Origin of the sequence: Mesorhizobium sp. M0491 (assembly GCF_040321265.1) — a bacterium.
In the GTDB taxonomy this organism is placed as follows: domain Bacteria; phylum Pseudomonadota; class Alphaproteobacteria; order Rhizobiales; family Rhizobiaceae; genus Mesorhizobium.
The window spans coordinates 161,574-186,867 of the sequence record NZ_JAMYRE010000013.1 but is presented as its reverse complement, the minus strand read 5'-3'; the positions used below and the strand labels follow the sequence as shown (position 1 = coordinate 186,867).

At 63.8% G+C, this 25,294-nt stretch carries 26 protein-coding genes; 12 read left to right on the top strand and 14 right to left on the bottom strand.

Going from position 1 to position 25,294, the window contains the following annotated elements; translation table 11 throughout:
• Positions 1–8: 8 nt before the first annotated feature.
• A complete protein-coding gene (locus NKI69_RS18970; RefSeq protein ID WP_023812511.1) occupies positions 9–929 on the bottom strand; it encodes a zinc-binding dehydrogenase in 921 nt (306 codons plus the stop codon).
• Positions 930–1,127: 198 nt separating this feature from the next.
• On the opposite strand from NKI69_RS18970, the gene NKI69_RS18965 reads away from it, so the two are divergent.
• Positions 1,128–1,937: an AraC family transcriptional regulator gene (locus tag NKI69_RS18965; RefSeq protein ID WP_023812512.1), complete on the top strand. Its 810-nt coding sequence runs from the start codon at positions 1,128–1,130 to the stop codon at positions 1,935–1,937.
• 70 nt (positions 1,938–2,007) lie between these two features.
• Here NKI69_RS18965 and ybaL read toward each other — a convergent pair whose 3' ends face one another.
• Both ybaL and NKI69_RS18955 read right to left on the bottom strand, forming a co-directional pair.
• Entirely contained in the window at positions 2,008–3,801 is a 1,794-nt protein-coding gene (gene ybaL / locus NKI69_RS18960) for a YbaL family putative K(+) efflux transporter (RefSeq protein WP_128303224.1), read from the bottom strand.
• 223 nt (positions 3,802–4,024) lie between these two features.
• Positions 4,025–4,474 carry a baeRF12 domain-containing protein gene (locus tag NKI69_RS18955; RefSeq protein ID WP_023812513.1) on the bottom strand — a complete coding sequence of 150 codons (450 nt, stop codon included), beginning with the start codon at positions 4,472–4,474 and terminating at the stop codon, positions 4,025–4,027.
• 419 nt (positions 4,475–4,893) lie between these two features.
• Here NKI69_RS18955 and cysG point away from each other — a divergent pair, with 419 nt between their 5' ends.
• The 6 genes from cysG (at position 4,894) to NKI69_RS18925 (ending at position 11,434) form a co-directional block, all read left to right on the top strand.
• A complete protein-coding gene (gene cysG / locus NKI69_RS18950; RefSeq protein WP_352610166.1) occupies positions 4,894–6,345 on the top strand; it encodes a siroheme synthase CysG in 1,452 nt (483 codons plus the stop codon).
• Positions 6,342–6,635, top strand: a complete 294-nt coding sequence (locus NKI69_RS18945) for a DUF2849 domain-containing protein (RefSeq protein ID WP_027037731.1) — start codon at positions 6,342–6,344, stop codon at positions 6,633–6,635. Before cysG ends, NKI69_RS18945 begins: the two co-directional genes overlap by 4 nt.
• Before the next feature lie 43 nt (positions 6,636–6,678).
• Positions 6,679–8,349 (top strand): nitrite/sulfite reductase, encoded by a 1,671-nt coding sequence (locus NKI69_RS18940; protein WP_352722331.1) that lies wholly within the window; start codon positions 6,679–6,681, stop codon positions 8,347–8,349.
• On the top strand, positions 8,324–9,088 hold the full coding sequence (locus NKI69_RS18935; protein ID WP_023812518.1) for a phosphoadenylyl-sulfate reductase: 765 nt from the start codon (positions 8,324–8,326) through the stop codon (positions 9,086–9,088). Before NKI69_RS18940 ends, NKI69_RS18935 begins: the two co-directional genes overlap by 26 nt.
• Before the next feature lie 111 nt (positions 9,089–9,199).
• Positions 9,200–9,733, top strand: a complete 534-nt coding sequence (locus NKI69_RS18930; protein WP_352722330.1) for a DUF934 domain-containing protein — start codon at positions 9,200–9,202, stop codon at positions 9,731–9,733.
• A gap of 96 nt (positions 9,734–9,829) precedes the next feature.
• The gene (locus tag NKI69_RS18925) at positions 9,830–11,434 is read left to right on the top strand and encodes a GMC family oxidoreductase (protein WP_352554969.1); all 1,605 of its coding nucleotides are present in this window, start codon (positions 9,830–9,832) and stop codon (positions 11,432–11,434) included.
• Positions 11,435–11,551: 117 nt separating this feature from the next.
• Here NKI69_RS18925 and NKI69_RS18920 read toward each other — a convergent pair whose 3' ends face one another.
• From NKI69_RS18920 to NKI69_RS18910, 3 genes are all read right to left on the bottom strand, one after another.
• Complete coding sequence (locus NKI69_RS18920) at positions 11,552–12,574, bottom strand: fatty acid desaturase (RefSeq protein WP_023812521.1); 1,023 nt, start codon at positions 12,572–12,574, stop codon at positions 11,552–11,554.
• Between the two features lie 128 nt (positions 12,575–12,702).
• Positions 12,703–13,080 carry a hypothetical protein gene (locus tag NKI69_RS18915; protein WP_023812522.1) on the bottom strand — a complete coding sequence of 126 codons (378 nt, stop codon included), beginning with the start codon at positions 13,078–13,080 and terminating at the stop codon, positions 12,703–12,705.
• Between the two features lie 97 nt (positions 13,081–13,177).
• The gene (locus NKI69_RS18910) at positions 13,178–13,378 is read right to left on the bottom strand and encodes a hypothetical protein (RefSeq protein WP_023812523.1); all 201 of its coding nucleotides are present in this window, start codon (positions 13,376–13,378) and stop codon (positions 13,178–13,180) included.
• Between the two features lie 239 nt (positions 13,379–13,617).
• Here NKI69_RS18910 and grpE point away from each other — a divergent pair, with 239 nt between their 5' ends.
• Both grpE and NKI69_RS18900 read left to right on the top strand, forming a co-directional pair.
• The gene (grpE, locus tag NKI69_RS18905) at positions 13,618–14,253 is read left to right on the top strand and encodes a nucleotide exchange factor GrpE (protein ID WP_127296395.1); all 636 of its coding nucleotides are present in this window, start codon (positions 13,618–13,620) and stop codon (positions 14,251–14,253) included.
• Positions 14,254–14,359: 106 nt separating this feature from the next.
• A complete protein-coding gene (locus NKI69_RS18900; RefSeq protein WP_352440853.1) occupies positions 14,360–14,992 on the top strand; it encodes a trimeric intracellular cation channel family protein in 633 nt (210 codons plus the stop codon).
• A gap of 154 nt (positions 14,993–15,146) precedes the next feature.
• On the opposite strand, the gene olsB is transcribed toward NKI69_RS18900, so the two are convergent.
• The 6 genes from olsB to NKI69_RS18870 all read right to left on the bottom strand — a co-directional run bounded on the left by olsB (position 15,147) and on the right by NKI69_RS18870 (position 22,150).
• Complete coding sequence (olsB, locus tag NKI69_RS18895) at positions 15,147–16,022, bottom strand: l-ornithine N(alpha)-acyltransferase (protein ID WP_023812526.1); 876 nt, start codon at positions 16,020–16,022, stop codon at positions 15,147–15,149.
• Between the two features lie 180 nt (positions 16,023–16,202).
• Positions 16,203–18,461, bottom strand: coding sequence for a response regulator (locus tag NKI69_RS18890; RefSeq protein ID WP_352722329.1), 2,259 nt, complete (start codon positions 18,459–18,461; stop codon positions 16,203–16,205).
• 137 nt (positions 18,462–18,598) lie between these two features.
• Positions 18,599–19,588: an acrylyl-CoA reductase (NADPH) gene (gene acuI, locus NKI69_RS18885; RefSeq protein ID WP_128303215.1), complete on the bottom strand. Its 990-nt coding sequence runs from the start codon at positions 19,586–19,588 to the stop codon at positions 18,599–18,601.
• A gap of 57 nt (positions 19,589–19,645) precedes the next feature.
• Complete coding sequence (lspA, locus tag NKI69_RS18880) at positions 19,646–20,188, bottom strand: signal peptidase II (protein ID WP_352610182.1); 543 nt, start codon at positions 20,186–20,188, stop codon at positions 19,646–19,648.
• A gap of 13 nt (positions 20,189–20,201) precedes the next feature.
• Positions 20,202–21,059: a TrmH family RNA methyltransferase gene (locus NKI69_RS18875; RefSeq protein WP_013529576.1), complete on the bottom strand. Its 858-nt coding sequence runs from the start codon at positions 21,057–21,059 to the stop codon at positions 20,202–20,204.
• Positions 21,056–22,150, bottom strand: coding sequence for an RsmD family RNA methyltransferase (locus NKI69_RS18870; protein WP_023812530.1), 1,095 nt, complete (start codon positions 22,148–22,150; stop codon positions 21,056–21,058). The genes NKI69_RS18875 and NKI69_RS18870 overlap by 4 nt, the downstream gene beginning before the upstream one ends.
• 135 nt (positions 22,151–22,285) lie before the next feature.
• Between NKI69_RS18870 and NKI69_RS18865 the strand changes: the two genes are divergently transcribed.
• From NKI69_RS18865 to NKI69_RS18855, 3 genes are all read left to right on the top strand, one after another.
• On the top strand, positions 22,286–22,975 hold the full coding sequence (locus NKI69_RS18865) for a helix-turn-helix transcriptional regulator (RefSeq protein ID WP_128303212.1): 690 nt from the start codon (positions 22,286–22,288) through the stop codon (positions 22,973–22,975).
• Positions 22,976–23,049: 74 nt separating this feature from the next.
• Positions 23,050–23,445 (top strand): VOC family protein, encoded by a 396-nt coding sequence (locus NKI69_RS18860; RefSeq protein WP_128303211.1) that lies wholly within the window; start codon positions 23,050–23,052, stop codon positions 23,443–23,445.
• Entirely contained in the window at positions 23,442–23,879 is a 438-nt protein-coding gene (locus NKI69_RS18855; RefSeq protein ID WP_023812532.1) for an EVE domain-containing protein, read from the top strand. Before NKI69_RS18860 ends, NKI69_RS18855 begins: the two co-directional genes overlap by 4 nt.
• On the opposite strand, the gene lhpI is transcribed toward NKI69_RS18855, so the two are convergent.
• Both lhpI and NKI69_RS18845 read right to left on the bottom strand, forming a co-directional pair.
• The gene (gene lhpI, locus NKI69_RS18850) at positions 23,876–24,841 is read right to left on the bottom strand and encodes a bifunctional Delta(1)-pyrroline-2-carboxylate/Delta(1)-piperideine-2-carboxylate reductase (protein ID WP_023812533.1); all 966 of its coding nucleotides are present in this window, start codon (positions 24,839–24,841) and stop codon (positions 23,876–23,878) included. The two genes, NKI69_RS18855 and lhpI, sit on opposite strands and share 4 nt — an antisense overlap.
• A gap of 37 nt (positions 24,842–24,878) precedes the next feature.
• Complete coding sequence (locus NKI69_RS18845) at positions 24,879–25,259, bottom strand: LapA family protein (RefSeq protein ID WP_023812534.1); 381 nt, start codon at positions 25,257–25,259, stop codon at positions 24,879–24,881.
• Between the last annotated feature and the right edge of the window lie 35 nt (positions 25,260–25,294).

The following is a 25,294-nucleotide window of genomic DNA, read 5'->3' as shown; positions in this document are numbered from 1 at the left end:
GAGGGTGCTCATCCGGTTATTGTGAGAACGGCTTTGCCGCTGAAGCTGCGCTGTCGCAGTGCGTTCAGCGCTTGGGCGATGTCTGTCCACGGCACGGTCAAGGCCACGCGCGTTTCGAGCCGGCCGGCTGCGACCAGAGCGAGCAGCGAGGCGATGTCCTCGCCAATGCCTGGACCAGACGTGTAGTACGCGAAAGTCTGAAGCCTCGCCCCTTCGTGATTCGGAACGAACTGGCGAAATCCAATGGGCGTCAGTTCGCCGCTGCTCGAACCGAACATGACGATGGTCCCGCCAGGGGCGACGCGCTCGATCGCGTGAGCGAGGCTTTTGCCGCCCACCGACTCCGTGATCAGCGAGAACGGTCCCTCGGCCAGATCGATCGCTTCGACAACCTGCTCGGCTCCAAGGCCGCGGAGATCCTCGGCGTGCCGGGCGGCGGCGACAGCGGTCACGAATCCGCCCTGATGGCGGGCGAGCTGGATCTGGAAACGACCGACCGCACCGCTTGCGCCGGTGATCAAGACCTGCTGGCCGGCGAGGTCCCCGCCATGGCGTAGAGTCCTCAGCGCCGTCGTACCGGCGACCGGAAGCGTAGCTGCGGAAACGAAGCTGACGTCATCCGGCAGGACGGCGAGACGGTCGGTTGGGACTGCGATGCGTTCGGTCCAACCAGCCTCGTCGACCAACGCGACAACCCGGGCGCCGACGGTTGGCCCGGAACCATCGGCTGCTCTTCGTTCGACAATCCCCGCAATGTCCTGGCCGGGTATCCAACCCTTGGGGCGTATGGCAAGCAGGCGCAGTTCGCCGCGATTCAACGAAGTCGCGTGGACCGAGACAAGTGCTTCATTCGAGGCCGGTTGAGGCTCGGCGACGTCGGCGAGCCTCAACCCGGTCGCGTTTTCTGGAGAGATGACCAGGGCAAGCATGGGCGTACCTTGTTGCTGGCTTGTCGGTGCCAGCTTGCGTTGGAAAGCACTGCAAGCTGAGTACCCACGTAGGTAGCGGGCCATACCGCCGGGGGCGCGCAGCGTCACGAGATCAACCCTGCGCGAACCGAAGCCTATCGACTTTCGCGGTTAAAGAATTTAGCTATCGTGGCGTTTCATCGCTAATAACAGTCAATCATGAGACAGCCCCTCAGCTACCCCTGGCTCGATCTCGATGTGGATGACCCAGCCGCGCTGGCGATTGCCGTGCGCGTCGACATCCCCGACACCCGAGCGGAAGTCCCCGCCCATCGGCACCGCAAAGGCCAGCTCGTCTTCGCGCTCGGCGGCGGCGTCACATGCCGCGTTCCAAGCGGTCTATGGATGGTGCCGCCGCATTGCGGGGTGTGGATCCCCGGCGGCATGGAGCACAGCAATGTCGCAACCGCCAACGCCCGGATTTTTTTCGTCTACATAGAGCCGGGCGCCGCCGACCTGCCGGAGCGGTGCTGCACACTTTCGATCTCGCCACTGCTGCGCGAATTGATCATCGAGCTTTCCGATCGGCTGCAGGACGACGAGGCGAGGGGCGAGCTCTTGACCAAGATACTGCTCACCGAGTTGCCACGCATGCCTGTCCAGCAATTGCACCTGCCGATCTCATCCGAGCCGCGCTTGAACAGGATCGCCGAAGCGTTGGCGCAGGACCCCGCCGACCGCAGCACACTGGCGGAATGGGCCAATCGCGTCGCGCTCAGCGAAAGCAGCCTCGCCCGCCTTGTGACAAAGGAGACAGGGCTGAGTTTCGGGCGCTGGCGCCAGCAATTGCACTTGATCGTTGCAATTCGGGAACTGGCTTCCGGCAAGAGTGTCCAGCAGGTCTCGGGCGATCTCGGCTATGGTTCCGTTACGGCCTTCATCACCATGTTCAAGAAGGCGCTTGGGAAGCCGCCGGCCAAATACCTCAGTGGTATCGCGCAAAATGGCGGCTCTGCATTCGTGGCGTGATGCTCGCTTGAAAGGGTGGTCGAGCCGATCACGGTGCCAGCGTGCGAGAGTGCAGCCTGGGCTTTGGAACTCAGGCCACCGATGGCTCGGCGGTTTCGCGCCTCAACTCCGGTTTGGGACCGAGAACTTCTTCCACAATCCCGCGCGCAATCTCGCGTTCACCCATGATCACCGTATCGGCGCCTAAACCCTTGAGATGTTCGACCTCGGCGTCGGAATGGGCACGAGCGATGACGTTGATGCCAGGGTTGGCGGTGCGGGCTCGGAGCACGATCTGGCCGGCTTCGAAGGCATTGGGGATGGCAAGGATCAGCCGGCTGGCGCCTTCGGGATTGGCGGCGGCGAACACTTCGGCATTGGCCGCATTGCCGGCGACGGTCTCGATGCTGTCCGCTTTCAATTTCGCCAGCGTCTTGTCGGCGTCCTCGATGACCAGGAAGGGCATTGCCGCGTCTTTCAGCGCCGAGCCGACCAGGCCACCGACACGGCCGTAGCCGATCAGGATGGCATGGCCGGTGAGTGCCGTCTTTGGAGGCGGGCCGTCCTCCTTTTTCGTCGTTGCCGCGACAGAGGCTACCTGGCCCGGCTCCGTCGCCGGACCAACCGGTTTTGCCTCAACCGGTGCCGTCCTGGCGGCGCGCCGTTCCAGCCACGGCTTCATCCAGTCGATGGCCAGGAACATCAGCGGATTGAGGACAATCGACAGGATCGCACCGGCCAGAATGAGGTCGCGGCCCTGTTCCGGCAGCAGCTTCAGCCCGACGCCGAGTTCAGCCAGGATGAAGGAGAACTCGCCGATCTGGGCAAGGCTTGCCGAAATTATCAGCGCCGTGGCGATGGGATAGCCGAAGGCAACGACGATGGCGAACGCGGCCAGTGATTTGCCGATGACGATGATGGCGAGCGTCGCCAGGATCGGCCAGCCATTGCTGATCAGGCTGAACGGGTCGAACAGCATGCCGACCGAGACGAAGAACAGCACGGAGAACGCATCGCGCAGCGGCAGCGATTCTTCCGCCGCGCGGTGGCTGAGCTCGGACTCGCTCATGATCATGCCGGCGAAGAAGGCGCCCAGCGCCAGCGAGACACCGAATAGTTTTGCCGCACCGAAGGCGACGCCGAGCGCGATGGCGAGCACCGCCAGCCGGAACAGTTCGCGCGAGCCGGTATGGGCGACATAGTGCAGGATCCAGGGAATGACCCGGCGGCCGACCACCAGCATGACGATCACAAAAGCGGCGACCTTGGCCAGCGTGATGCCGACGACGCCCCAGATGCCGTAGCTGGCCGGCAGCGACAGCAGGCCGCTGGCATGGGCGTCAGCCTGCTCCTGACCGCCGAGCACGCCGGCGAGCGCCGGCAGCAGCACCAGCGCCAGCACCATGGCCAGATCCTCGACGATCAGCCAGCCGACGGCGATGCGGCCGCGCTCGGTCTCGATCATCCGCCGTTCCTGCAGGGCACGCAGCAGCACCACGGTCGAGGCCACCGACAGCGCCAGGCCGAACACCAGCCCCGCGCCCATCGACCAGCCAAGCATCCAGGCAAGACCGGCGCCAAGTGCGGTGGCAAAGCCGATCTGGACGATGGCGCCCGGCACGGCGATGGCACGCACCGACAGCAGATCCTTGAGCGAGAAGTGCAGCCCGACGCCGAACATCAGGAGGATGACGCCGATTTCGGCCAGTTCGTTGGCAAGGCCGGCATCGGCGACGAAGCCAGGCGTGTTCGGCCCGACCAGCACGCCGGCTACGAGATAGCCGACCAGCGGCGGAATGCGGAAGCGGTTGGCGAGAGCCCCGAAGACGAAAGCCAGCCCCAGACCGGCGACGATGGTGGCGATAAGGGGCGTGTCATGCGGCATTGTCTATGGAGCGCCTTTCAAAAACAGCGATGTTGGATGAGCGCCGCCCAAAGCCGCCGCCTGTTTGCAATATGGTGGATGGTATGTTGGCGATGCAACCCGCAAAGCCATGAAATCGACGGCGCTGCCGCAAATATTTGACCGGCAGCTGAGAAAGCTGCCGGTCAAATCGGAATTTGTGCGGTGCTATTCGTCTCGATCGGTCAGGGCCGATCGACAATGATCAGGCTGCCTGCAGCAAGGCCTCGATTTCCGGTATGGCATGGTTGGTCAATGTCTTGGGAATTTCGGCGGTCACCTTGTCCCCGACCTCCTTGTGCAGCTTTTTGCGCATTGTCCCAAGCACCACCGGCGGTGCGACCAGCACGATCTCGCTGAATTCGCCGTCATGCGCGAGCTTGTAGAGCCGGGCGGCGATTTCATCGGCGAAACGCTCCTTGCCGATGCGGTGCCAATCCGTATCCTCGACTGCGCTGCGGTGTACGGAGGGACCATCATTGTATCGGCCCGGGCTGTCACTGCCTTGCTCGCGGGTGGGCGGGTTGTCCTGCTGCATTTCCTGCACCACCTCGAGATTCGGATATTTGTTGTCGCCGGCGTTTCGGAGGAAAAGCGCCTTCTCGCCATCGGCCACCATGACCCAGATACCGTGCTTGAGTATGATTGTGTTCATGTGACAGGCTCCTTTTCAGCCGCGTGGTGGCCTTTCGTGGCGTTCCGCAGCCGGGGTTTCGATCCGATATGACAGGCCTTTTGAGAACGCGCCCCGAGCCACTAATGTTCCAGTCGGCAGCCGCGTCGGCGTTGGACATTCTGGCTATCCAGAGTTCGCGGCTTTAATCTACTAATTTGGTAGAATTTAGAAAAAACGGTTTTGCGGCTTTTCTCCCCGGGCGCTAAAAGACCCGGAAAACAAGGCCTGCGACAGCAGCTTGAATCCGCTCCATCTGTAAACGAGAAATATTTTTCTCTTGGCCGGGATGCTTTCAGAAAAGCAATTGCATCCCGATAAGGGATGCGCGAGTGCGTTCCTTCTGGTTTCTCGCGCCCGCGCGTAGAACTGCAAGCTCATTCAGGATTCCGCTCGCGTCCATGTCGCACACTGCTCCCAAGCTCAATGCCTTCCCCGTGTTCATGCGGGTCGAGGGCGAAGCTGTGGCCATCGTTGGCGGCGGCGAAGAGGCGCTGGCCAAGGCGCGGCTGATCGGACAGTCGAGTGCGGTCCTGCGGATTATCGCGGAACACGCCGAGCCTGACCTGCTCGCCTTCGTCGCCCAGGCCGGCGCGAGCCATTTTGCCGCCGCTTACGACGCATCGCAGCTCGAAGGCGCGATCATGGTGTTTGCCGCCAGCGGCGACGAGGAACTCGACCGCCGGGTGGCTGCGGATGCGCGCCGCCTAAGCATTCCGGTCAATGCCGTCGATCGGCCTGAGCTTTGCGATTTCTTCACCCCGGCGCTGGTCAACCGCGCGCCAGTCGCCATCGCCATCGGCACCGAAGGCGCCGGGCCGGTGCTTGCGCAAATGCTGCGCGGCCGCATCGACCGTATGCTGTCGCCGTCGCTCGGGCCGCTGGCAACGCTTGCCGCTTCGTTTCGCGGGGCTGCCGAGAAGCTGCTGCCGAGAGGCAATGCCCGGCGCCGCTTCTGGAATGATTTCTTCACTGGTGCTCCTGCACGCGCGGCTGAAATCGGTCAGCTTTCGCAGGCGCATGATGCTGCCGTCGATATTCTGCTGTCGAACACGCCCGCTTGCGGTCACATCGCGCTGGTTGGCGCCGGTCCGGGCGCCGAGGATCTACTGACCTTGCGGGCCCATCGTCTGCTGATGGAAGCCGATGTCATCGTCCATGACGCGCTGGTGCCGGAGGCGGTCGTTGCCATGGGTCGCCGCGATGCCGAGCGCCTGCCGGTCGGAAAGCGTAAGGGCTGCCACACCAAGAGCCAGGCTGAGATCAATGCGCTGCTGGTCGAGCTTGGCCGTGAAGGCAAGCGTGTCGTGCGGCTGAAGTCAGGCGATCCGCTGGTGTTCGGCCGGGCGGGCGAAGAGATGGCGGCACTTCGCGATGCCGGCATCGCCTATGAGGTGGTTCCGGGTGTCACCGCGGCCTTTGCTGCCGCCGCCGATTTCGAACTGCCGCTGACCTTGCGCGGTGTCTCCTCGTCGATGGTGTTCACCACCGGCCACGACCTCAAGGGCAATTCGCTGCCCGACTGGGCCAAGCTCGCCATTTCCGGCGCCACCGTCGCCGTTTATATGGGCCGCTCGGTGGCCGCCGAGGTTGCCGGACGGCTGATCGAGGCCGGTCTGTCGCCAGATACGGCGGTGGCCGTGGTCGAGAATGCCAGCCTCGCCAACCGGCGTCGCTTCCACGGCACGCTTGCCGACCTGCCGTCGCTGGAAACGCGCGCCGATCTTTCCGGCCCGGTCATGACCATCATCGGCGATGCGGTCGCCGGCGCCAACTTTGAACGGTCCGAGCCGCTGGCGGCACACAGGCATGAAGGCGCGTCCAGTTCGGTCGCCGAAGGAGTTCAGCAATGAAGATACTGACCGCCAACCGCCTCACCGACGGTATTGCCGTCTGGTACGCCGATGGCGGCTGGGCCGAGACGGTGGACCATGCCGACCTCGCCCATGACAAGGCAGCCGAGGACAGGCTCGAGGCGATCGGCGCCAAGGCCTATGCCGCCAACGAAGTGGTCGACGTCAATTTGATCGACGCTGAAGTCGTCAACGGCGTCGTCCAACCGGTGCGGCTGCGCGAGAAGATCCGCGCCGCCGGCCCGACAATCCGCAACGATCTCGGCAAGCAGGCTGCGCGGGCAGCATAACCAAGACACCAGGCATGGGCGGACGCGCCCTGAAAGACCAAGCATGTACCGTTACGATGAGTTCGACCACGATTTTGTCCAGGCCCGCGTCGCGGAGTTCAGCGACCAGGTGCAGCGTCGTCTTGCCGGCGAGATCACCGAGGACCAGTTCCGGCCATTGAGGCTGATGAACGGCGTCTATCTCCAACTGCACGCCTACATGCTGCGCATCGCGGTGCCTTACGGCACGCTGAACGGCAAGCAGTTGCGCATGCTTGGCCACATCGCCCGCAAATACGATAAGGGCTATGGCCATTTCACCACGCGCCAGAACATCCAGTTCAACTGGCCGGCGCTGTCGGACATTCCGGCGATCCTGGCGGATCTCGCGAGCGTTGAGATGCATGCCATCCAGACCAGCGGCAATTGCATCCGCAACGTCACCGCAGACCACTTCGCTGGCGCTGCCGCCGACGAAGTCGCCGATCCGCGTCCCTACGCGGAAATCCTGCGCCAGTGGTCGTCGGTGCATCCGGAATTCTCGTTCCTGCCGCGCAAATTCAAGATCGCGGTGACGGGTGCCGAGCGCGACCGCGCCGCCATTCAGACCCACGACATCGGCCTGCACCTGAAGAAGAACGCCGCCGGCGAACTCGGTTTTGCCGTCTATATCGGCGGCGGCCAGGGTCGCACGCCAATGGTTGCCCGGAAAATCCGCGACTTCCTGCCGGAAGCCGATCTTTTGTCTTACTGCACGGCGATCCTGCGCGTTTACAACCTCTATGGCCGCCGCGACAACAAATACAAGGCGCGCATCAAGATCCTCGTCCATGAGACCGGCGTCAAGGAGATCACCCGCCAGGTCGAGGCCGAGTGGCAGGAGTTGAAGGACGCCGAGTTGAAGCTGCCGGAAGCCGACATCCGCGCCATCGAGGCCTATTTCGCGCCACCGGTGCTCGCTGGGCGGCCGGAAGGCGACCAGGCGGTCAAGCTGGCGCGGCTCGATTCCAAGGGGTTCTCGGAGTGGCTCGACCAGAACGTCGTGACGCACCGCCATCCCGACTATGCGGCGGTGACGATCTCGCTGAAGGGCATCGGCGAGGTGCCCGGCGACGCTTCGGACAGCCAGATGGAAGCGATCGCCGACATCGCCGAGAAGTATGGCTTTGACGAGCTGCGTGTCAGCCATGAGCAGAACCTGATCCTGCCGCATGTGGCCCGCGCCGACCTCAAGGCGGTCTATGATGCGCTGGTCGGCATCGGCCTGGCGACGGCCAATTCCAACCTGATATCGGACATCATCGCTTGCCCGGGTCTCGATTATTGCGCGCTGGCCACGGCGCGCTCGATCCCGATCGCGCAGGAAATCTCGCAACGCTTCGCCTCGCTGGAGCGGCAGCGCGAGATCGGCGAACTGAAGCTGAAGATCTCCGGCTGCATCAACGCCTGCGGTCATCACCATGTCGGCCACATCGGCATCCTCGGCGTCGAGAAGAAGGGCTCCGAACTCTATCAGGTGACGCTGGGCGGCTCGGCAGACGAGAACACCTCGGTCGGCGAGATCATCGGCCGCGGCTTCTCGTCGGAAGAGATCACCGACGCCATCGAACAGATCGTCGAGACCTATCTCGGCCTTCGGCTCGACCCACAAGAGAGATTCATCGACGCCTACCGCCGAGTCGGTCCCGCGCCGTTCAAGGAGGCGCTCTATGCTGGCGAAGCCAAGGCCGCTTGACCGTATTGGAGACGTCGATGACGGCATCGCCGCCAAAGCGGCGGGGCTCGATGCGCTCTACGGTCATCTGAAGCCGCTCGAGATCATCGAACGCTCGGCCCGCGAACTGTTCCTCGACGAGATCGCCGCGGTGTCGTCGTTCGGCGCGGATTCGGCTGTGCTGCTGCACATGATCGCCAAGATCGACCGGACACTGCCGGTCATCTTCCTCGACACCGGCAAGCATTTCGAGGAGACGCTCGGCTATCGCGACGCGCTCGCCGCCGATTTCGGGCTGACCAACATAAGGGTGATCAAACCCGAGGAAGCAGCACTCGAACGGATCGATCCGACGGGCAATCTGCATCAGAGCAACACCGACGCCTGCTGCGACGTGCGCAAGGTGGAGCCGCTGGCGCGCGGTGTCGCGCCATTTCGTGCCTGGCTCACCGGCCGCAAGCGTTTTCAGGCCGCGACGCGGGCGGCGCTGCCGGTGTTCGAGGCGGTCGGTCCGCGCATCCGCATCAATCCGCTGGCGCATTGGACGACATCGGACCAGGCCGACTACATGCGCGCGCATGCGCTGCGCGAAAATCCACTGGTCGCCTATGGCTATCTGTCGATCGGCTGCTTCCCGTGCACGCAGCCGGTGCAGCCGGGCGAGGACGCGCGCAGCGGCCGCTGGGCCGGTCATGCCAAGACCGAGTGCGGCATTCACCTGTCGGGGCTGGAGAAGTCGCTGACCGACGCATCACTATAGGGTATGCTGAAATTCAGCCGGCCTGCGAACGGCGACCTTCATCCGGAGGCCGCCGGCTTTGCGTGGGATGGACTTTCAGCGGACCTGGATCTTGGGGCTTTAGGAATCTTTATGACTGGACCGACGACACCGGAGACCCGGCTCTGGACCCCTGCGGGTTTTCACGAGGATGAGTGGACGCATGCCGAAAGCGCCGATGCGCTGTCCGGCAACGGCCGCTTCATCCTGCCGTTGCAAGTCTTCCTCGATCTGGATCCGGAGGTGCGCCGCTCGGCCAAGGAACGGCTCGGCGTCGTGCTGCAGCCGGGTGATCAGCTCGAGAAGATTGCCGACCTGCTCGACCAGCTGTCGCTGGTGGCATTGGCCTTCCCGGCCTTCAGCGACGGCCGCTCGTTCTCCAAGGGAGAACTGCTGCGCGGCCGCTACCATTTCGAAGGTGCCGTTCGCGCCACGGGCCAGGTGCTGGTGGACCAGCTGCCGCATATGCTGCGGCTGGGCTTCGACGAGTTCGAGATTTCCAATCCGGTGCTGTTGAAGCGCCTGGAGGAGGACCGTACCGGCGGATTGGGGCTCTACTACCAGCCAGCCGCCGTGCCGGAACCAAAAGGCCCGAAATACTCCTGGCGGCGCGTTCGCAGCAGCTGACGTTGCGGTAATTCCGCGCGTCTTTACATCAGTCGTGTTCAGGCCTTTTCTTGATCATCCGGATGGAAATCCGTGGACGATCGGGGAGGGGTCTTCATGCGTTACGACTATGTCATAGCCGGCGGTGGGTCCGCCGGCTGTGCGCTTGCCGCGCGGCTTTCGGAAGATCCATCGAAAACGGTCTGCCTGATCGAAGCTGGCGGCGAGGGCAGGGATATGCTGATCCGCGCTCCTGCTGGCATTATCAGCATGCTTTCCGGCCGGCCCAGAATCAACAACTGGGCCTTCGAGACCGTGCCGCAGCAAGGTCTTGGCGGCCGCAAGGGCTACCAGCCGCGCGGCAAGGCGCTGGGCGGCTCCAGCGCAATCAATGCAATGCTCTATGTCAGGGGCCATCGCAGCGACTATGACGAATGGGCAAATCTAGGCTGCGAGGGCTGGTCGTGGGATGAGGTGCTGCCCTATTTCCGGCGCGCCGAGGGCAATGAGCGCGGCACTGATGCGTTGCATGGCGGGGACGGCCCGCTGAAAGTGTCGAACCAGCGCTCGCCGAGGCCGATCGCCAAGGCCTTCATAGAGGCTTGTGCCGAAAACCAGATTCGCGCCTCGGACGATTTCAACGGACCGGAACAAGAGGGCGCCGGCTATTTCCAGGTGACCCAGTTTGCCGGTGGCGCCCGTAATGGCGAGCGCTGTTCGACTGCCGCCGCCTATCTCCATCCGGTGATGCAGCGGACCAATCTGACCGTGGTCACGCGGGCGCACGCCACAGGCATCGTCCTTGACGGCAAGCGCGCCACCGGCATCCGCTACCGGACACGCAAAGGCGAGACAGTGGCACAGGCGTCGCGCGAGGTGATCCTCTGTGGCGGTGCCTTCGGTTCGCCGCAGCTTCTGTTGTTGTCTGGTATCGGCCCGGCGGCCGAACTTGCCGTGCATGGCATTCCCGTCGTCCACGAATTGCCGGGCGTCGGCAAGAACCTGCAGGATCACCTCGATTTCATCGTCGGCTGGAAATCGAAGGATACCGATATGCTTGGCATGAGCCCGCGCGGCGCGTTGAGTTTCCTCAGGCACATCGCGCAGTGGCGCCGGGATGGAACCGGGCTGATCGCCTCGCCGGCGGCCGAGAGCGGCGCTTTCGTCAAATCCGACCCGGCGCTTGAACGCCCTGACCTGCAGCTGCAATTCGTCATCGGCCTGGTCGAAAACCATGCGCGCACGCTGCACTACGGCTTCGGTTTTTCCTGTCATGTCTGCATATTGCGGCCGCACTCACGTGGCGAGGTTGGGCTGGCCAGCGCCGATCCACTTGCCGCGCCACGCATCGATCCGCGCTTTCTCGGCGACCAGCGCGATGCGGAACTGCTGCTGAAAGGCGTGAGGATCACCCGGCAGGTGCTGGCTTCGCCGGCGCTGACGCGCTACCGGCACAAGGAAATGCACATCGCCGGCGAGCCGAGCGATGCCGATCTGATGACCCATATCCGTACCCGCGCAGACACGGTCTATCACCCGGTCGGCTCCTGTCGGATGGGGGTCGACGAGATGGCGGTGGTCGATCCGCAACTCAAGGTGCGCGGGCTTGAAGCCTTGCGTGTCGTCGACGCCTCGGTGATGCCGACACTGATTGGTGGCAACACCAATGCCCCAACCATCATGATCGCCGAAAAGGCCGCCGACATGATCAGGGCTGCCTGATCGGAGCTCCAGGCCGCGGCGCCCATAGCGCGGCGGTCCTTTTGTTATGACGCAATTGCCCAGGGAAAACGTTACGCGCTTTCCCTGGAAGACCGTTCAAACTTCTCCTGGAATTGCTTAAGCCGCCGCCCGTGCCTCGCGGAACGACACCAGCTTGCGGCGGTTTTCGTCCCACAATGCCAATTTGACGCAGCGCAAGCTTTCGAGCAGCGTGACACGGCCTATGTCGCGCAACTCGGGATAATCCCGCAGCACTTCCTGCAACCGGTAGCACGGCACCTTGGCGGAGAGATGATGGACGTGATGGACACCGATGTTGCCGGTGAGCCAGTTCAGCACCGGCGGTAGATCGTAGTAGGACGATCCGTGCAGGGCAGCGTGCTGGAATTCCCAGTCGGCATCCTTCGCCCATTCCGTTTCCTCGAACTGGTGCTGGACGTAGAACAGCCAGATGCCGGCCGAACCGGCGAGGATGACGATCGGCAGGTGGACCACCAGGAAAGCGCCTGGGCCGACGAACCAGATGAGGATAGCTGCTGCGACCGCGATGCCAAGATTGGTGGTCATCGACGACACCCAAGGGGTCAGGCCGCCGCGCATCATGCCGACGGGAAGCCTTTGCTCGAAGATGAACAGCCAGATCGGACCGAGCCCGAACATCACCAGCGGGTGGCGATAGAGACGGTAGGCGAGGCGGCCTCGCCATGACATCTGCCGGTATTCTGCAACGGTCAGCGTCCGGATGTCGCCCATGCCGCGTTCGTCAAGATTGCCGGCGCTGGCGTGGTGCGTCGCGTGGGCACGCCGCCAGCAATCGTAGGGCGTCAGCGTCAGGATGCCGAGCGCGCGGCCAATCCAGTCGTCGGCGTAGCGATTGGCGAAGAAGGAGCCGTGGCCGCAGTCGTGCTGGATCATGAAGATGCGCACCAGAAACCCGGCCGCGGGAAGGATGAGGACCAGTCCCCACCAATGGCCATAGGCATAGGCCGCCGAGGACAGTCCCCAGAGTATGGCGAATGGAATGAGGGTGATGGCGAGTTCGACGGCGCTGCGCCGCCTGTCGGGCTTCTTGTAGCGGGCGAGAATCTTCAGCCAGGCGCGCTTGCTGTTGGCCACCGCCTCAGGGGAAATCATGTTCATCAGGAAGCATAGGCGCGGTGCTTCGCCGCCGCAAGGCAACATCACGCAAAATTACTGTGCGTAATTGTCGCGTGGCTTGGCGGTCGAGCCAGCCAACCGCCAGCTCAACCTGCTGATGACGTCGACCGCTATTCGCGATCGAGGATAGGACAGCCGCGCTCGGTGCCAAAAGTCACGCGCACGCGGTCGCCACCCTGTCTGCCGCGGACCGTGATCTCCCGGCGGCCGATGGACTCAATTCTTGCGCGGCGGATGCCCATTCGCTCTGCCTTGTCGAGAGCCCGGTCTTCCGTGCAGCCTCGTTGACGCCGGTCGCGCCGATCGTCGCGACGGGGACCTTCGCAATCGTCGTAGGCGGGGTCGCAATCTTCCATGAGCTTCAGCCGCGGGCCATGTTTGCCCAATTGCAGCTGCAGATTGTCTGCTTGTGCCGGAAAGGCCGCCAAAGTTATGGCGCCGAGGCCGACAAGCGCCATCAGCGATGAGGTAATCGAAACCTTGCGCATTACGTCCTCCATTTGAACCAACCCATCTATCCTTAGATGGTTCGGCTCTCCCCGGCTATTGCCGATAGGAGGTTTGCTGCCAAGATCGATTGTTGCGTTACGGCCGGCGCCAGCCGATGTCACCGCGCTCCGCCCCATCGAGGCGGTCGAGCAGTTCTCTGAGCCGGTCGGGGATGTCGGCTTCGGTGCGGAAGGCCGGCAAGGTGCGCAGAAAGCGAGTCACCGCCTCGGCGCCGAACTGGCGCCTGATCTCGATGGCCAGCCCCTCTGCCTTTTCGCCCATGTTGCGGGTCATCATCTTAAAATCCTGTCTCGGCTTCGAAACTCCTGCAGCAAGAGAATGGTTCCCCCATCATGCCTGTGTGGCAAGCAAAGCCGGCGGTTAAGGTAAAATTTGAATTAAAGTCGAAATGTCTTGCCTGTCATTGTCCGGCCTTGGCCGGCGGCTTCCATAGTCGCTTACCCCTTGATTTTTGGCCGCCAAACATCGATATCGGGCACAAAATCCACATCATTCGAGATTGACGGGAAACGGCGATGAGCGACCAGGCAAAAGACGAACGCGCGCCCGATGAAGTCGAGGCGACCGAGCCCACAGCCGAGCGCACCGAAGGCAGCACCGACGGTGACTATGAAGCCCTTGTGCGGCTGCTGAAGGAAAATGAAGAGCTGAAGGACCGCGCGCTGCGCGTGGCGGCCGAGATGGAAAACCTGCGTCGCCGCACGGCACGCGATGTGCACGATGCGCGCACCTACGCGGTCGCGAATTTCGCCCGCGACATGTTGTCGGTGTCGGACAATCTGCGCCGCGCGCTGGATGCGATTCCCGCCGAAGCCAAGGCATCGGGTGACGCCGGCTTCAAGGCGCTGATCGAAGGCGTCGACCTCACCGAGCGCGCCATGCTGTCGGCGCTGGAACGGCATGGGGTCAAGAAGCTCGCGCCTGAAGGCGAGAAGTTCGATCCCAATTTCCACCAGGCGATGTTCGAAGTGCCCAATCCGGATGTCCCGGCCAACACCGTGGTCCAGGTCGTGCAGCCGGGCTATTCGATCGGCGACCGCGTGCTGCGCCCGGCCATGGTGGGCGTCGCCAAGGGCGGGCCAAAGTTCGTCGCCGCTGAAGCACCGGTTGAGCCGGGGCCGGTGAACGAACAGGCTGAGAAAGATGCGTGAGGCAGGGGATAGGCAGTAGGCAGTAGGAAACTAGGGCAGTCGTATCAATCGCGCGGCTTCGTGCTATTCATACTGCCTAATCCCTAATCCCTACTGCCTTGGCCTCATGAACCCTATCGCGCTTCTTGACTATGCCGGTGTCGCCGTCTTCGCGGCGACCGGGGCGCTGGCGGCTTCGCGTAAGCAACTCGACATTATCGGCTTCCTGTTCCTGGCCAGCGTCACCGGGATAGGCGGTGGCACGCTTCGCGACGTTATCCTCAACCTGCCGGTTTTCTGGGTCGCCAACTCCGGCTATGTGCTGGTCTGCGCCGCGGTTGCGGTGCTGGTCTTCTTCAGCGCGCATCGTGTCGAATCGCGCTGGAAATGGCTGCTCTGGCTCGACGCCGTCGGGCTCGCCGCTTTTTCGGTGATGGGCGCGGCCAAGGGGCTTGCGATTACCGGTTCGCCGGTCGTCTCCGTCATCACCGGCGTGCTCACCGCCACTTTCGGCGGCATTCTGCGTGATCTCCTCGCCGGCGAGCCATCGGTGCTGCTCAGGCCCGAAATCTACGTTACGGCGGCCCTTGCGGGTGCCGGCCTTTACACGCTTGGCGAACTTGCCGGACTGCCGCCGCTCGCCTCGGACCTCGCCGGTTTTGCGGCAGCGTTCCTCGTGCGCGGTGGTGCGCTCAAATTCGGCTGGTCGTTTCCGTCCTACAAGAGCCGACCCGGCAGGCGGCCGGAAGATATTCCGTGAAGAGAGGGAATAGGGAATGGGGAATAGGGAATAGGGAATAGGGAATAGGGAATAGGGAATAGGGAATAGGGAATAATCAGTAGTCACAGGAGCAATCGTGGCGTCATCACTACTGCCTACTGCCTACTGCCTACTGCCTACTGCCTACTCAATCTCACGCCGCGAAGCGCTGGGCTTCGCCGCCATAATAGTTGACGTAGCGTGCGCCGATCTCCTTGACCGGCATCACGACGAACACATCGACCGTCGAGAATTCGCGATCGATGACGCAACCATCGCCGATGCGGGCACCGACGCGCAGATAGCCCTTGACCAAAGGCGGCATCGCGGCGATCGCCGCCTTGGCATTGACGGCCTCGATCGGCATCAGATCCATCGAGCAATAGCGCCCGGACACCGCGCGCACGTCCCAGGCCGAGTTCGTCCGGCAGTGGTGGGCTAGGTAGGTGAGCGCCTCGGCATGCGCCGCCGGCACGGTGCCGTGAAAGGACGCGCAGCCGGTCATCACACCGATTTCGTAATGATTGATGTAAGCCCAGATGCCTTGCCACAACGCCTCGATGGTGCGCTTCGAGCGGTATTCCGGCAACACGCAGGAGCGGCCGAGTTCAAGGAAACGCTGACCGGGGTGGCGGGCGATGAGCTTGGTCAGCTCGAATTCACCTTCGGAATAGAAGCCACCGGCCGTGGCCGCGATTTCTTGCCGCAGCAGCCGATATGTGCCGACGATGCGGCGATGTTCGGGACCGGAAAGCGTGGTGTCCAAAACCAGCAGATGGTCGCAGAGCGGATCGAACCGATCGGCGTCCCGGCGGTCATGGGCCTGGAACAGGTCCTTCCTGGCGCCAAGTTCGTCGTAGAACACCCGGTAGCGCACTTCCTGCGCGGCCGCGATCTCGGCCTCGTTGCGAGCGAGCCGCACTTCAAGATTGCCTATACGGCCCAGCGCCGCGCCCTTTATGACGGAATCGACGTTACGTCCGGCAAGCAAGGCGCTGCTGGCGTTCGGCCGAGTGTCACATTCCGGCATAACTGTATGCACGAGTGATTCTCCTTCGAGCCATCCCTCTTGGCACGGGGATACGGTGTAGGTGCAACAGGATTGTGACAGTACCGTGATACGACGTCATGGGCAATACTTCGTCGGCTGGCGAATACGATCAACCGGCTACGTTTAAGTGATCGCCCGTGCCGAATGACGGTGGAAAGCTCAGGCCGCGACGACCTGCCCCTCGACAGCATTGACCAGCGCCTCGGGGTCGAGCGGCTTGGTGACAAAGCCGCTGGCGCCATGGGCCAACACCGCATGACGGGTCTTTTCCTGGCTGTCGGCCGACAGCACCATGATCGGCACCGGCCGCACTGCACTTTCTTCCTCATGGCGGCGGATGGCGGCAATCGCGTCCAGCCCGTCCATGACCGGCATGTGCAGATCCATCAAGACCACGTCGAAGCGGTCCTTGTGCGCGGCGCCGGTGACAGCCTCGACGGCGGCCTTGCCGTTGCCGACCACCTTGACGCGATGCCCGGCCTTCAGCAGCGTGGCGCGGGCCAGCATGGCGTTGATGTCATTGTCCTCGGCGATCAGCACCGACAGGCCGCGCTGGCGGTTGCCGACGGCGCGCAGCGTCGGCGCGCCGCGCCTTTCCGGCTGCGGCGGGCCGAGGCTCGAAGCATGGCTGCTCAACAGCACACGCAGAAGTGTTCCGCCACGCACCGGTCTGGCCAGGAAGGTTGCGTAGCCGCTGGCTCGGAACTCGCCAAGCATGCCGCGATCGGTCGGCGCGATCAGCGTGATCGCCTCACAGTCGGAGAAACCGCTTTGGCGCAGGCGCTTGAGCAGCCTTCCGTCGCCTTCTTCCATCGCTGCATCGACCAGGATCGCATCGCAGCCGGCGGCGAAAGGCGCGGCCTGTGCGGCAGTGGTGGCGATGTCGACCGCGCCGCCATTGGCGCGGATGGTGCGGGCGATGGCGTCGGCCTCGACGGCGTTCTTCGACAGGATCACCGCGCGTCTGCCCGAGAGAGCATTCTGGTGGCCCTGCGGCGCTTCGGTGGCCGCTATCGCAGGGATTTCGAAGACGAACTCGGATCCCTGGCCGAGCCGGCTGGATACCGAGATCGTGCCGCCCATGGCGGCCACCAGGCGTCTGGAGATGGCAAGGCCGAGGCCGGCCCCGCCATGTGTGCGTGTCGACGTGCCGTCGGCCTGCTCGAACTCCTCGAAAATGCGCTCCAGGTCGGCATCACGCAGGCCCGGACCGGTATCGGCGATGGTGAAGCATATGCGGTCGCTGGTTTCGGTGCGTGCGCGTGCTATGCTCACCAGCACGCCGCCGCTGTCGGTGAACTTGATGGCGTTGCCGATGAGGTTGAGAAGCACCTGCCTCACCTTGCCCGGATCGGCGGTGATCAATTGCGGCACGTCGGGTTCGACATGGCAACCCAGCCCGATATCCTTGGCGAAAGCCCGCGCTGCCAGCAATTCGATGATGTTGTCGGCGATCTCGCGCACCGACATCGGCTGCGGCTCAGGGTCGAAACGCCCGGCTTCGATCTTGGAATAGTCGAGAAGATCCTCGATCAGGGCAAGCAATGCGCTGGCCGAGGTCGAGACCGCGCCGACATAGGTTTGCTGCTCCGGCGACAGGCTGGTGTCGGCGAGCAACCTGGCCATCCCCATGATGCCGTTCATCGGGGTGCGGATTTCATGGCTGACGGTGGCGAGGAAGCGCGATTTGGCCTGGCTGGCATATTCGGCCCGTTCGCGTGCGGTGATCAGCGAGGATTCGGCGCGTTTGCGGGCGGTGATGTCGCGGGCGATGGCGCGGTGCGAAACCGCGCCGCTGTCCTTGTCGCGCACCGACAGTTCGATCCAGGAGAACCAGCGCTGCCCGCTCGGCGTGCTGATAGAGACATCGGTGGAACTCAGGCACTCATGGTCGGAAAAGGCGGCATCGGGAACCATGCCGACCTCGATGCCCAGTTCTGCCAGGGTCTTGCCGGCAAGGTCGCGCTGGTCGATCTCGACGAGATCGGCGAAGACCTTGTTGGCATAGACGATGTAGCCATCGCGGTCGCGATGGATGACGAGATCGCCAAGCGCGTCGATCAGGCCGCGAAAGCGCTCATCGCTCTCCTGCATCTCCCACATGCGGTCGGCCAGCGTCTCGATCTCGGCGCGGCTGCGGGCAGTGGTTTCGTCAAGAAGGGCAGAGGTGCGATGTTCGCTCCGCCTGGCGCGCAGATGCAGGGCAAGACCGGCAAGACCGGTTGCCAGCAATGCGACGCTAATGAAGATTGGTGCCCCGGTCAGATGCGCCAGCCCGGCCACCACCACGATGGCGACGAATGTCAGAAAGGGCAGGCTTTCGCGCCTGGAGAATTCCGGCTCGGGCACCAGCGGCGGGAGCACCGCATCGACGTCGTCGCCAGTGTCCGCCTGTTGGCTGCCGGATTCCGCGATCATGCGAAATCCTTGCCAGACAGAGATTATGGAAAATTGCGGCGGATCGTTCGAATTTTAGCGGATGAGCGCTTTTTGCCGAGGCGCGGCGGGTTTGCCGCAGATCTGGCGATTCCATCCCTTCCGGCAGTTGGGCGGAGTCACATATCCACGACGACGCGGCCGCGGATCTTGCCGTCGACGATGTCGCGCGCGGCATCGACGATGCCGTCGAACCCGATGGTGCTGGACAGGCTGGCGAGCTTCTGAAGATCGAGGTCGGTGCCGATGCGGCGCCATGCCTCGAGGCGGACTGCTTTCGGCGCCATCACTGAATCGATGCCGAGCAATGAGACGCCGCGCAGGATGAAGGGCGCGACGCTGGTCGGCAGGTCCATGCCGCCGGCCAGGCCGCAGGCGGCGACCGCGCCGCCATAGGAGGTCATCGAGAGCACATTGGCCAGCGTGTGGCTGCCAACTGCGTCGATGCCGCCGGCCCAGCGCTCCTTGGCCAGCGGCTTGGCCGGCTGGGCAAGCTCGTCGCGCGATATCACTTCGGCGGCGCCAAGGTCGATCAGATAGGGGCTTTCGGCATTGCGGCCGGTGGAAGCAATGACATGGTAGCCGAGGCTGGACAGGATCGAGACCGCGACCGAGCCGACACCGCCGGCCGCCCCCGTCACCACCACCGGGCCGCGATCGGGCAGGATGCCGTGCCGCTCCAGGGCCATGACGCAGAGCATGGCGGTATAGCCTGCGGTGCCGACGGCCATCGCGTCATGCGGGCTGATGCCCTGCGGCAGCGGCACCAGCCAGTCGCCTTTGACACGGGCGCGGCCAGCATAGGCGCCGAAATGGGTTTCGCCGACGCCCCAGCCGTTCAGGATGGCTTTGTCACCGGCGCGCCAGTCGGGATGGGAAGACGAGATGACGGTGCCGGCGAAATCGATGCCCGGCACCAGCGGCCAGCGGCGGATCACCGGCGCCTTGCCTGTGATCGCCAAACCATCCTTGTAGTTCACCGTCGTTGCCTCGACCGCGATGGTGACATCGCCTTCCATCAGGTCGGCGTCGGTGAGATCGGTCACGGTTACCGACTGCTTTTTCTCGGCGTCACGCGAAACGAGGATGGCTTTGAAGGTTTCGGACATGTCTTTCTCCGCGATCGTGTTTGGCGACATGAACTGTGCGGCGATGGCGGCACGGGGTCAATCCTTCGAAGACTTGGCCTTCGAAGACTTGGCCTTGGAAGGCATGGCTTTGGAAGGCTTGGCGTTGGACGGCCCGGGCTCGCGCCGCCAGCCGAACAGCTCGTCGAAGACGACCAGTGCCGCGCCCACCGAGATGAAGGCGTCGGCAAGGTTGAAGACGGCGAACGACCAGACCGTCGTGTGGAACAGGATGTAGTCGATGACGTGGCCGTAGACGGCGCGGTCGATCAGGTTGCCGAGCGCGCCGCCGACGATCAGCGCAAAGCCGGTGCGGGCAAGGATCTGGGACGGCGCGATCCGCGTCGCCAGGAACAGCACGAAGGCAACGACGGCGAGCGAAATGACGATCAGCCCGGTGTCGCCGAAGGATGAGAACATCGAGAAGGCGATGCCGGTATTGTAGGTGCGAAACAGCGCCAGGAAGGGCAACAGATCAACCTTTTCCTGAAAAGGCAGACCGGCCTCGACCAGGTACTTTATCCACTGGTCGAGCGCGATGGCCGCGACGACGAGCAGTGCGTAGGGAGTCCATGATCTCACGGGCAGGCAACCTTCATTGCTGGTCCAGGATTGGCTCGAGCTTCAGCGCGCCGCGCCGGATCTCGAACAGCATGATGCCGGTGGCGACGGCCAGATTGAGCGAATCGGCACGGCCCGCTTGCGGAATCCTGAGCAGCCTGTCGCAGCTCGCAGCCAGGCTTTCGGGCAGCCCCTGCTGCTCGTTGCCCATCATCAGCAGCACGGGCCCGCGGGAAAAATCGACCGAGCGGTAGTCGACGGCGCCTTTCAGGTGGGTTCCGGCGACGAGGCCTGAGAAGCCGCCTCGCCAGGCAAGGAAAGCCTCGGTCGTCGCCTTGGCTACCGGCACGGCAAAGATCGAACCCATGGTGGCGCGCACCGTTTCCACGGAGAATGGATCAGTGGTATCGCCGACCAGGATGACGCCTTTGGCGCCGACGGCATCGACGGTGCGGATGACGGTGCCGAGATTGCCGGGATCGCGTACCCGATCGAGCGCCACCCAGACGTCGCCATTGTCGGCGCGCACATCCTTCAAGGCGAGGAATTTCTGCGAAAAGACGCCCACCACCATTTGCGGATTGTCGCGGCGGGTGATGGCGACCAGCACCTTTTCCGACACTTCTAGCACCATGCCGCCTGCGGCAACCGTGCGTGCGGCCACCTTCTCCACCGCCGCATTGCCGCGCCCTGCCTTGGCGAAAACTAACGTCCTGATCTGCCAGCCGAGATCGAGCGCATCGATAACCAGCTTCAGCCCCTCGGCCATGAAGGCGTTCTGCTGGTCGCGGAACTTCTTCTGAGCGAGCGCCTTGATGTCCTTGACCAGCGGATTGGCGAGGCTGGTGACCTCCTTCACCTGGCCAGGTGCGCCTGCATGCCGCTCGTTCATTCAGCCACCCAACGCGAAAACAATGAGGTCGAGAGCGCCCGGCCGGCGGACTTTTCACGGATGATCAGCTCACCCGATTCAATCTTGCCGCCCATGCCGGCAAACGTATCGCGCATCAAGGCGTGGATGGCGAAGAAGGAGGCGCGGATCGAATAAGCGGTTAGCACCACGGCGAGCGGCTTCGGCGTCAGGATCGCGCGGCAAAGGTCGGTCAAATCAGGCAGGTCCTCGAACAATTGCCAGACCTCGCCCTTGGGGCCGCGGCCATAGGCCGGCGGGTCGAACAAGATGATGTCGTAGCGGCTGCCGCGACGCTCCTCGCGCTCGGCGAATTTGACCGCGTCGTCGACGATCCAGCGGATCGGCTTGCTGCCGAGGCCGGCCATCTCCTGGTTTTCACGGGCCCAGCCAATTGCCTTCTTCGAGGCATCGACATGGGTGACCTCGGCGCCGGCGCGAGCCGCCACCAATGAGGCGAGACCGGTATAGCCGAACAGGTTCAGCACCTTGACCGGCCGCTTCGCCGCCGCGATCAGCCCGGCCATGTGATCCCAATGGGAGGCCTGCTCGGGAAAGACGCCGACATGACGAAACGAGGTGAAACGGCCGAGATAGTCGATGCCGTCATGCTTCATCGGCCAGGTCTCGCCGAGTGGCAGCTTGGGAAAACGCCAGCGGCCGATACCCTCCTCGTCGGTGTCGCCGGTGAAGACGGCGTCGGCGCGCTCCCATTCCTTTGCCGGCAAGGCCTTTTGCCAGATCGCCTGGCCCTCGGGCCGCACGATACGGTAGGGGCCATATTGTTCGAGCTTTTGGCCGGTGCCGCTGTCGAGGAGCGCATAATCGGCATTGGGCGCCACTTCCAGGATCACGGGAAGATGTTCGGCGGGCAGAGCGCCTTCGCGGCGGGCCAGGATGCGCGGCGCCGAGTTCGGTTCGGAACGACTTTCCGTCTTCGCCTCATGGCGCTCGCGCGGTGGCGCTTCCGGTCTGGCGGGAGCCTGGCCGGGACGCGGACGTGACACGTCCGCCGCACCCTTCGCGGATGGATGTGGACGGTTGTCGCGGCGTTTGTCGCGAAAAGACTTCAAGCGGGGGCAACTCCGAACGGGGTGGCCGCTTTTGACATAGGGCAACCGGCTTCGCAACCAAGTCCGACAGGTCGGCCTCTCCGGTTCAGGTTGGCCGCGATGGACCAATGTCAAAGAAACAGGCAAATCTACCGGATGTCCCGCTCCGAACGCCTGCTCGACCTGATCCAGTGCCTGCGCCGGCATCGCCGGCCGGTGAGCGGGCAAGCGCTGGCCGATGAACTCGGGATTTCGATCCGCACGCTCTACCGCGACATCGCCACGCTGCAGGGCCAGGGCGCGCCGATCGAGGGCGAGGCGGGTGTCGGTTATGTGCTCAAGCCCGGCTTCATGCTGCCGCCGCTGATGTTCAGCGACGAGGAGATCGAAGCCATCGTGCTCGGCTCGCGCTGGGTCGCCAAGCAGCCGGACCAGCGTCTTTCGGCCGCCGCTGCCAACGCGTTGGCCAAGATCGCGGCTGTCCTGCCGGACGATCTGCGCGAGGATCTCGACGCGAGCACACTGCTGGTCGGCCCTCCCGCCATGGCCATCGAGACCATCGACCTTGGCCTCGTACGGCAGGCCATCCGCAACGAGCGCAAGCTCGGCTTTCTTTACCGCGACGCTGGCGGCGCTGCGTCCGAGCGTGTCGTGTGGCCATTTGCGCTGGGCTTCTTCGACAAGGTGCGGGTGGTGGTGGCGTGGTGCGAGATGCGGCACGATTTCCGGCATTTTCGCACCGATCGCATTACCGAACTCCATGCAACAGATACGCGCTATCCCCATCGTCGCCAGGCGCTGCTCAAGGAATGGCGGGCAACGCTCGACACGTCGCGTGGTTCGTGACGGCTACTGCCAGAAACTGACAGTAGCGCATCCTATGTTCGCCAAGTCGAAACGCTGAACCTTGGAGAGCAGACATGACCACCCCGAATTTCGTCATCCTCTATGTCGACCAGCCGCAGCAGAGCGGCGCCTTCTACAGCGCGCTGCTCGGCCGTCAGCCGGTCGAAAGTTCGCCGACCTTCGTGCTGTTCGTGCTCGATGCCGGCTTCAAGTTCGGCCTGTGGTCGCGCCATACGGTGGAGCCGGCAGCCGCCACGTCAGGCGGTGGCGCCGAAATCGTGTTTGCGCTGGATACGCCCGATGCGGTCGATGCCGCCCATGCCGACTGGTCCGGGCGCGGGCTGACAATCCTGCAGACGCCGACCGACATGGATTTCGGCCGTACTTTTGTCGCGCTCGATCCCGACAATCATCGCCTGCGCGTCTATTGGCTGTCCGACGGCGCACAAGCCGATGGTGACCAGAAATGAGCGCGTATTGGATCGCGGTGGCATCGGCCGAACATGTCCGGCGGGGTCGCGCAGCCGGCTTCATGCAGGTCAATCACGGCAAGGCGGCACCGCTGCGTCGCGTCAAGCCAGGCGATGGCATCGTCTACTATTCGCCGACCACTGTTTTGGGCGAGAAAGATGGCCTGCAGGCCTTCACCGCGATCGGCACGGTGCGGGAAGGCGGGCCCTATCAGGGCGATATGGGCGCCGGCTTCACGCCGTTCCGCCGCGATGTTGCGTGGGCTAAGGCCGAGGAAGCGCCGATCAAGCCGCTGCTCGACAAGCTCGAATTCACCGTCGGCAAGTCGAACTGGGGTTATCAGCTTCGCTTTGGCCTGTTTTCGGTCAGCGCGGCCGATTTTGCTCTGATCGCAGAGGCGATGGGCGCCAAAACGGCTGCGGCAGCGAATTAAGTCTTCATCGCCTTGTAGACGGCAATGCCGGCGGCAAGATCCTCGAGCGCCGCGCCGACCGACTTGAACAGCGTGATCTCACCGGCGCTCTCGCGACCCTTCTTCTGCCCGCGCGCCAATTCGTGCAGATCGGCGACGATGGTTTCCGGCTTCAGCACGCCGGAGGCCAGCGGCTGGACGATGTCGCCGGCTTCCTTGGTGGCGCCGGCGCGGGTGTCGACATAGACGCGGGCAAGCCTGATCGCGTCGTCATCGCTCTCGCGCATCGTCGGCGTAAAGCCTCCGACCAGGTCGACATGGGTTCCCGGCTGCAACAGCGCACCCTTGATCAACGGCGTGGTGGTGATCGTCGCCGAGGAGACGATGTCGGCCTGCCCAAGCTCGGCATCGAGATCGCTCGCCGCGCTGGCTGCAAAACCCTCGGCGCGCAGGTCGGCGGCGACTTTCTCGGCATTGGCCGGAGTGCGGTTCCAGATGCGGATGGTCTTGATCGGCCGTACGGCCGAGTGCGCCTTGGCGAGGAAGGGCGACAGCGCGCCGGCGCCGACCACCAGCAGCCGCGAGGCATCGTCGCGGGCGAGATAGGAGGCCGCGAGCGCCGAAGCGCAGGCGGTGCGCCACTGTGTCAGCCGCTGGCCGTCGATCAAGGCCTCGGGTTCGCCGGTGGCGCCATTGAGCAGGAGATAGAGCCCCATCACCGCCGGCTTGCCGATGGCATTGTTGTCGGGGGACACGGTAACGATCTTGACGCCGACGTGACCGCCGGCCGACGTGCCGGCCGCGTTGAGATCGGTCCAGGCCGGCATCAAAAGCAGGGTGGAGGCGGCACCATCTGGCCGCTCGATCGTATGATGATGCCTGACCGGCTGCACCGCACCGTCGCGAAACGCCATGCGCAGCGTCTCGACCAGCCTGGCAAAGCTCAGGGCATGGTCAACCTCTGCGGCCGAAATGGTCAGCATGCAAAACTCCGTGGGGACAAAACCGCCAACAGGCGGTTCAAGCGGTCGGCTTCGGCAATGCGGACCCTTGGGCGGACCCGTGGGCGGAGCCTGGGGCCGTTCCCGGAGCCTGGCTTTGTGATACCGCCGGCGCACGGCTGACCGCCTGGCGCAGGTTCTCGGCCTCGACGCCGCGCTGGCGCGCCAGCTTGCGATAGCGGCCCTGCTTGACCCAGGTTGCCAGGCTGCCGACGATCATGCCGATGGCGAGTGCCAGGAACAGGAAGATGAACAGCGGCAAAGTCAGGGTCAGCTTCGGATTGCCGGGGTTGAACGGATCCAGCGTGAAGGCGACCAGTTCGCGGTTGGCAACGGCGAGTGCGATCAGGATGATCGCCAGGGGCACGAAGATCGCGATGAGCATGAAGCGATTGAACATGATGTTTTCCGTCGGAAGCTGGCCTGTCCGAAGGC

Excerpts from the sequence above, each read along its gene's own strand:
- NKI69_RS18970 (WP_023812511.1), bottom strand. The coding sequence starts at position 929 with ATGCTTGCCCTGGTCATCTCTCCAGAAAACGCGACCGGGTTGAGGCTC.
- NKI69_RS18855 (WP_023812532.1), top strand. The coding sequence starts at position 23,442 with ATGAGCGCGTATTGGATCGCGGTGGCATCGGCCGAACATGTCCGGCGG.
- NKI69_RS18925 (WP_352554969.1), top strand. The coding sequence starts at position 9,830 with ATGCGTTACGACTATGTCATAGCCGGCGGTGGGTCCGCCGGCTGTGCG.
- NKI69_RS18955 (WP_023812513.1), bottom strand. The coding sequence starts at position 4,474 with ATGAACACAATCATACTCAAGCACGGTATCTGGGTCATGGTGGCCGAT.
- NKI69_RS18865 (WP_128303212.1), top strand. The coding sequence starts at position 22,286 with ATGTCCCGCTCCGAACGCCTGCTCGACCTGATCCAGTGCCTGCGCCGG.
- NKI69_RS18915 (WP_023812522.1), bottom strand. The coding sequence starts at position 13,080 with ATGCGCAAGGTTTCGATTACCTCATCGCTGATGGCGCTTGTCGGCCTC.
- NKI69_RS18945 (WP_027037731.1), top strand. The coding sequence starts at position 6,342 with ATGAAGATACTGACCGCCAACCGCCTCACCGACGGTATTGCCGTCTGG.
- NKI69_RS18900 (WP_352440853.1), top strand. The coding sequence starts at position 14,360 with ATGAACCCTATCGCGCTTCTTGACTATGCCGGTGTCGCCGTCTTCGCG.
- NKI69_RS18920 (WP_023812521.1), bottom strand. The coding sequence starts at position 12,574 with ATGAACATGATTTCCCCTGAGGCGGTGGCCAACAGCAAGCGCGCCTGG.
- NKI69_RS18845 (WP_023812534.1), bottom strand. The coding sequence starts at position 25,259 with ATGTTCAATCGCTTCATGCTCATCGCGATCTTCGTGCCCCTGGCGATC.
- lhpI (WP_023812533.1), bottom strand. The coding sequence starts at position 24,841 with ATGCTGACCATTTCGGCCGCAGAGGTTGACCATGCCCTGAGCTTTGCC.
- acuI (WP_128303215.1), bottom strand. The coding sequence starts at position 19,588 with ATGTCCGAAACCTTCAAAGCCATCCTCGTTTCGCGTGACGCCGAGAAA.
- NKI69_RS18930 (WP_352722330.1), top strand. The coding sequence starts at position 9,200 with ATGACTGGACCGACGACACCGGAGACCCGGCTCTGGACCCCTGCGGGT.
- olsB (WP_023812526.1), bottom strand. The coding sequence starts at position 16,022 with ATGCCGGAATGTGACACTCGGCCGAACGCCAGCAGCGCCTTGCTTGCC.
- ybaL (WP_128303224.1), bottom strand. The coding sequence starts at position 3,801 with ATGCCGCATGACACGCCCCTTATCGCCACCATCGTCGCCGGTCTGGGG.
- grpE (WP_127296395.1), top strand. The coding sequence starts at position 13,618 with ATGAGCGACCAGGCAAAAGACGAACGCGCGCCCGATGAAGTCGAGGCG.
- NKI69_RS18910 (WP_023812523.1), bottom strand. The coding sequence starts at position 13,378 with ATGATGACCCGCAACATGGGCGAAAAGGCAGAGGGGCTGGCCATCGAG.
- NKI69_RS18965 (WP_023812512.1), top strand. The coding sequence starts at position 1,128 with ATGAGACAGCCCCTCAGCTACCCCTGGCTCGATCTCGATGTGGATGAC.
- NKI69_RS18890 (WP_352722329.1), bottom strand. The coding sequence starts at position 18,461 with ATGATCGCGGAATCCGGCAGCCAACAGGCGGACACTGGCGACGACGTC.
- NKI69_RS18935 (WP_023812518.1), top strand. The coding sequence starts at position 8,324 with ATGCTGGCGAAGCCAAGGCCGCTTGACCGTATTGGAGACGTCGATGAC.
- NKI69_RS18860 (WP_128303211.1), top strand. The coding sequence starts at position 23,050 with ATGACCACCCCGAATTTCGTCATCCTCTATGTCGACCAGCCGCAGCAG.
- NKI69_RS18940 (WP_352722331.1), top strand. The coding sequence starts at position 6,679 with ATGTACCGTTACGATGAGTTCGACCACGATTTTGTCCAGGCCCGCGTC.
- NKI69_RS18875 (WP_013529576.1), bottom strand. The coding sequence starts at position 21,059 with ATGAACGAGCGGCATGCAGGCGCACCTGGCCAGGTGAAGGAGGTCACC.
- cysG (WP_352610166.1), top strand. The coding sequence starts at position 4,894 with ATGTCGCACACTGCTCCCAAGCTCAATGCCTTCCCCGTGTTCATGCGG.